The 4992-nt window shown below is 72.1% G+C and carries 4 protein-coding genes; 2 read left to right on the forward strand and 2 right to left on the reverse strand.

Going from position 1 to position 4992, the window contains the following annotated elements:
- Positions 1-339 precede the first annotated feature (339 nt).
- A complete protein-coding gene (gene aceE / locus H5J30_RS17330; RefSeq protein ID WP_181788328.1) occupies positions 340-3048 on the forward strand; it encodes a pyruvate dehydrogenase (acetyl-transferring), homodimeric type in 2709 nt (902 codons plus the stop codon).
- 94 nt (positions 3049-3142) lie between these two features.
- Here the strand turns inward: aceE and H5J30_RS17335 are convergent, their stop codons facing one another.
- Both H5J30_RS17335 and H5J30_RS17340 read right to left on the reverse strand, forming a co-directional pair.
- Entirely contained in the window at positions 3143-3250 is a 108-nt protein-coding gene (locus H5J30_RS17335) for a methionine/alanine import family NSS transporter small subunit (protein ID WP_181788329.1), read from the reverse strand.
- Positions 3250-4797: a sodium-dependent transporter gene (locus tag H5J30_RS17340; RefSeq protein WP_181788330.1), complete on the reverse strand. Its 1548-nt coding sequence runs from the start codon at positions 4795-4797 to the stop codon at positions 3250-3252. The genes H5J30_RS17335 and H5J30_RS17340 overlap by 1 nt, the downstream gene beginning before the upstream one ends.
- Positions 4798-4862: 65 nt before the next feature.
- On the opposite strand from H5J30_RS17340, the gene H5J30_RS17345 reads away from it, so the two are divergent.
- The coding region (locus tag H5J30_RS17345) for an HTH domain-containing protein (protein ID WP_181788331.1) at positions 4863-4992 on the forward strand (130 nt) is incomplete at its 3' end.

The following is a 4992-nucleotide window of genomic DNA, read 5'->3' on the forward strand; positions in this document are numbered from 1 at the left end:
CCGACCGGGACGACGTCCCCGGCCCCGGCAGCCTGCGCCCCGGCTTCGGGTCCCCTTCCGCGCCCGGGGCGCCGGACTCCGTCGACCTCCCCGCCGTCTTCGCACCCGCCCCCGGCGCGACCGCCCCACCCGCTGGGGCGGGCCCGCGTTCCGTACGGCGCGGCCTCCCGAGCCCGGCGCCGGCTGGGGTCCGGGGTGCCCCGCCGCGCCGCCGCGGGCACTGCGTGCCCGGGAACGTGGCACGGCATGCCGACTTTGCCCTTCCCGGACTTATTTTGCCGTCCAAGCTTTGATCGATCATCGATCGGAGACTTACAGTTCGGTTGAGGAGGTAGTGCCATGCAGAGTCAGCTCGACCAGCTCCCGGACCGCGACCCGCAGGAGACCGCCGAGTGGCGCGAGTCACTGGACGCCGTGGCCCGGCACGCCGGCCCCGACCGGGCCGCGCAGCTGCTGCGCAGCACCGTCGCGCACGCCGGGGACGCCGGTCTGGACGTCCCCGCGCTGCTGGAGACGCCGTACGTCAACACCATCCCCACGGCCGCGGAGCCCGAGCTGCCCGGGGATCCGGCGCTGGAGCGGCGGATCGCCGCGTGGAACCGGTGGAACGCCGCCGCCATGGTGACCCGCGGCTCGCGGTACGGGCTCGGGGGGCACATCGCCACCTTCGCCTCCGCGGCGTGGCTGTACGAGACCGGCTTCAACCACTTCTTCCGCGGCAAGGACGACGAGCGCGCCCCCGGCTCCGGCGACCAGCTCTACCTCCAGGGCCACGCCTCCCCCGGCATCTACGCCCGCGCCTTCCTCGACGGCCGGCTCTCCGAGGCCCACCTCGACCGCTTCCGCCAGGAGGCCGGTGCCGGCGAGGGGCTGCCCTCGTATCCGCACCCGCGGCGGCTGCCGTGGCTGTGGGAGTTCCCGACCGTCTCCATGGGCCTCGGCCCGATCTCCGCGATCTACCAGGCCCGGTTCAACCGCTACCTGGCCCACCGCGGCATCAAGGACACCTCCGCCAGCCACGTCTGGGCCTTCCTCGGCGACGGCGAGATGGACGAGCCCGAGTCGACCGCCGCGCTCGCCCTCGCCGCCCGCGAGCAGCTCGACAACCTCACCTTCGTCATCAACTGCAACCTCCAGCGCCTCGACGGCCCGGTACGCGCCAACTTCAAGGTCGTCCAGGAGCTGGAGGCCCAGTTCCGCGGCGCCGGCTGGCACGTCGTCAAGTCGCTGTGGGGCTCCGCCTGGGAGGAGCTGTTCGCGCTCGACACCACCGGCGCGCTCGTCCGCCGGCTGCGGGCGGTGCCGGACGCGCAGTTCCAGACGTACGCCACCCGCGACGCCGCGTACATCCGCGAGCACTTCTTCGGCGCCGAACCCGCGCTGGCCGAGCTGGCGAAGCTGCTCACGGACGACAAGATCCTCGACTGCTTCCACCTCTCCCGCGGCGGTCACGAGCCGCGCAAGGTCTACGCCGCGTACCGTGCCGCCGTCGCGCACGAGGGCGCGCCGACGGTGATCCTGGCGCAGACCGTCAAGGGCCACACCCTCGGCAAGGGCTTCGAGTCGCGTAACGCCAACCACCAGATGAAGAAGCTGACCGGCGCCGAGTTCCGCGACATGCGGGACCTGCTGGAGCTGCCCATCCCGGACGGCGCACTCGACACCGACCTCGTGCCGTACGCCCACCCGGGCCCCGACTCCCCCGAGGTCCGCTACCTCCAGGAGCGCCGCGCCGCGCTCGGCGGCCCCGCACCGGCCCGCCGGGTGCATCCGGTGGTGCTGCCGGAGCCGGCGGCGAAGCCGTTCGACGCGCTGGAGAAGGGCTCGGGCAGCCAGGAGATCGCGACGACCATGGCGTTCGTCCGCCTGGTCAAGGACCTCATGCGGGACAAGGAGACCGGCCGCCGCTGGGTGCCGGTGGTGCCGGACGAGGCCCGTACGTTCGGCATGGAGTCGCTCTTTCCGAGCGCCGGGATCTACTCCCCGCGCGGGCAGACCTACGACCCCGTCGACCGCGACCAACTCCTGTACTACAAGGAGGCGGCGGACGGGCAGATCCTCAACGAGGGGATCACCGAGGCCGGTTCGCTGGCGTCCTTCACGGCTGCGGCCACGTCGTACGCGACGCACGGCGAGCCGATGATCCCGTTCTACATCTTCTACGCGATGTTCGGCTTCCAGCGCACCGGCGACCAGTTCTGGGCGCTCGCCGACCAGTTGGGCCGCGGCTTCGTCGTCGGCGCCACCGCCGGACGCACCACCATGACCGGCGAGGGCCTCCAGCACGCCGACGGGCACTCCCCGCTGCTGGCCTCCACCAACCCCGCGGCGCTGATCTACGACCCGGCGTTCGCGTACGAGGTGGCGGTCATCGTCAAGGACGGGCTGCGCCGCATGTACGGGCAGGCCGCCCCCGGCGAGGACCCGGACGTCTTCTACTACCTCACCGTCTACAACGAGCCGAAGGTCCAGCCGCCGATGCCCGCGGGCGTCGAGGAGGGCATCGTCCGCGGCCTCTACCGCTACCGGACCGCGGAACTCCCCGCCGCGCCGGAGGCTCCCGGCACCGGGGCCGCCGCCGAGGACGCCCCGCGCGCCCAGGTGCTGGCCTCCGGTACCGCCATCCACTGGGCGCTCGACGCCCAGCGACTGCTCGCCGAGGACTGGGGTGTCGCGGCCGACGTCTGGTCCGCCACCTCCTGGAGCGAGCTGCGCCGTGACGCCCTGTCCTGTGACGCGGCGCAGCTTCGCGGCGAGGACCGGGTCCCCTACGTCACCCGTGCTCTGGAAGGCGCACCGGGCCCGGTCCTCGCCGTCAGCGACTGGATGCGGCAGGTGCCCGACCAGATCGCGCAGTGGGTCCCGCAGGACTACACCTCGCTGGGCACGGACGGCTTCGGCCTCTCCGACACCCGCGAGGCGACCCGCCGGCACTTCGGGGTCGACGCGCAGTCGATCGCCGTGGCGGTGCTGGACCGGCTGGCGCGGCGCGGCGAGGTGAAGAAGGAGACGGTCGCGCGGGCGGCGGCGAAGTACGGGCTGGCCTGACGCCCCTACGGCGTACGGGCCCGGCCTGCGGGGGGCGCGGGCCGGGCCCGTATCGGACCGCCGGGTGCGGTCGCCGCGTGCTAGGCGCCCCGGCCTAGTCCGGCTGGTCCGGGAAGGTGCGCAGCTTCAGCAGCGCCGCGATCAGGCCGCCCCAGACGATCACGATCGCGACGACCAGCATGACGATGGCGCTCGCCGACATCAGTTGCCCTCCTTCGCCGGTTCCGTATCCTCCACGGACTGCGCCTCCGGCGCCCGCCCGCCGATGTCGCCGTGGTGCCGCCACGGCACCAGCGCGGCCAGCACGCCGACGAGCAGCGCACCCGCCGCGACGCCCCAGCCGGCCCAGGCGAGGAACGAGCCGGGGTAGCCGCCGTAGTTCTCGTCCAGTTCGGTGCGCAGGCTGTCGATCATCATCCAGCCCAGCACCAGCGGCGTGACGATCCCCAGGCAGACCAGCCAGACGCGGCCCATCCGGACCGCGGACGTGGCGTTGGCGTCCCGCTGGAGCAGCGGCAGCCGACGCAGCACCCAGGCCACGACGACGACGGCCACGAGGCCGGCGAGCACGATGCCGTACTGGTTGATGAAGTGGTCGGAGGCGTCGAGCAGCGTGAGCCCGCCGTCGTTGGCGAACGCCAGCACCGAGACCGCGGTCAGCACGCCGCCGACGATCCCGACGGCCGCCCTGCGGGACAGGCCCGTACGGTCCTCGACCGCCGCGACCTGCACCTGCACGATGCTCACCAGCGAGGTGAGGCCGGCGATCACCAGCGACAGGAAGAACATGACGCCGAAGAACGCACCCCCCGGCATGCTGGAGATGATCGCCGGGAACGCCACGAACGCCAGCCCGACGCCCGAGGTCGCCAGCTCGTTGACGCCCACGCCCTGCTGCGCGGCCATGAAGCCGAGGACCGAGAAGACGCCGATGCCCGCCAGGATCTCGAACGAGCTGTTGGCGAAGCCGGCGACGAGCGCCGAGCCGGACAGGTCCGACTTGCGGCCCAGGTACGAGGCGTACGTGATCATGATGCCGAAGCCGATGGACAGCGAGAAGAAGATCTGCCCGTACGCGGCCACCCACACGCTGCCCTCGCCCAGCGCGCCCCAGTCCGGCTTGAACAGGGCGTCCAGGCCCTCGCCCGCGCCGTCCAGGGTGACCGCGCGGACGACGAGGATGCCGAAGAAGACGAGCAGCGCCGGGATGAAGATGCGGTTGGCCCACTCGATGCCGCGCCGCACGCCGAGCCAGAGGATGATCAGCGTGACCAGCCACACCCCGAGCAGCGGCCACATCACGCCGGGCACGAAGGTGGAGACGGTGCCCGGTTCGCCGGCCTTGAGGAAGTCCTCGGAGAAGAAGGCGTTCGGGTCGTCGCCCCACGACTCGTCGATCGAGAAGCCGACGTAGCGCACGGCCCACGCCAGGATCACGGCGTAGTAGGCGGAGATGACGAAGCAGATCGCCACCTGCCACCAGCCGATGGCCTCGGCCGGGCGGGCCAGCTGCCGGAAGGCGCCGGGCGGGGAGGAGCGGTAGCGGCGGCCGATGACGTATTCCATGATCAGCAGCGGCAGTCCCGCTGTGAGCAGGGCCACGAGGTACGGCAGGAGGAAGGCGCCGCCGCCGTTGTCGTAGGCGACGTAGGGAAAGCGCCAGATGTTGCCGAGACCGACCGCGGATCCGATCGCGGCGAAGAGGAAACCTGCCCGGTTCCCCCAGCGCTCGCGAGGCTCGTTGGACATATAAGACTCTCTTGTTCTTGGTGCAGTACCGAAGGACGCTATCAAGGCGCTGCATGATGGCTCACATGCGCGCCGCCCGGCTCATTCACCTGGTCCTACTGCTCCAGTCCCGCGCCGCCATGACCGCCGCCGAGCTGGCGGAACGGCTGGAGGTCTCCGAGCGGACGGTCGCGCGCGACGTGCAGGCGCTCGCGG

Origin of the sequence: Streptomyces phytophilus, assembly GCF_013870535.1 — a bacterium.
Taxonomy (GTDB): Bacteria; Actinomycetota; Actinomycetes; order Streptomycetales; family Streptomycetaceae; genus Streptomyces; species Streptomyces phytophilus.

Excerpts from the sequence above, each read along its gene's own strand:
- H5J30_RS17335 (WP_181788329.1), bottom strand. The coding sequence starts at position 3,250 with ATGTCGGCGAGCGCCATCGTCATGCTGGTCGTCGCGATCGTGATCGTC.
- aceE (WP_181788328.1), top strand. The coding sequence starts at position 340 with ATGCAGAGTCAGCTCGACCAGCTCCCGGACCGCGACCCGCAGGAGACC.
- H5J30_RS17340 (WP_181788330.1), bottom strand. The coding sequence starts at position 4,797 with ATGTCCAACGAGCCTCGCGAGCGCTGGGGGAACCGGGCAGGTTTCCTC.